Below are 534 nucleotides of genomic sequence, written 5' to 3' on the forward strand. Positions count from 1 at the left end.
CGGCATGTGCCACGGCTTGCCTTGGCATGCCCATGAGCAATGCAAACCGAGGTTAGTAGCATGCCCATCGGCAGCCCACGGCATGCCTTGGTGTGTGGCATGGCCAGCCCATGGGGTGCCAAGGCTTGCCATGGTGTGTGCCACGACAAGTCATGCGCGTGCCAAATTGATTTTTGCCCGTGCAAACCTTGCAAATTGTGCTTCTAAATTCATTACATGACACTTGGAATGTGTCCCATGCTTCATCTCCCACCCACTACCCATTTTCTATTTTTTATGAATTTTCCTATTTTTCCAATTAAAAAAATTAAAAAAAAAAAATATTTTTTTTCAAAAAACGTAAAACTTGGCAGGCTCGAAGGTATGATTTTTCTAAGCATGTGTGCAAAATATCTCGTCCAAACTCCAAGTATTGCTTCAAAAAAATGCCTTGGTGTGTGCCATGGCTTGCCCATGGGGTGCCATGGCCTGCCCATGGCCTGCCTTGCTGTGTGCCATGGCAAGCCATGGGCTGCCCATGGCATGCCTTGGTGT

Annotated in this window: 1 protein-coding gene; it reads left to right on the forward strand. The window is 47.4% G+C overall.

All coding sequences use genetic code 11. The features are described 5' to 3' along the window. Nucleotides 1-237: 237 nt before the first annotated feature. A partial coding sequence (locus tag C1A35_RS36300; protein WP_158665295.1) for a hypothetical protein occupies nt 238-534 on the forward strand: 297 nt, incomplete at its 3' end.

It is taken from the genome of Ensifer adhaerens (assembly GCF_002940685.1).
Taxonomy (GTDB): Bacteria; Pseudomonadota; Alphaproteobacteria; order Rhizobiales; family Rhizobiaceae; genus Ensifer; species Ensifer adhaerens_E.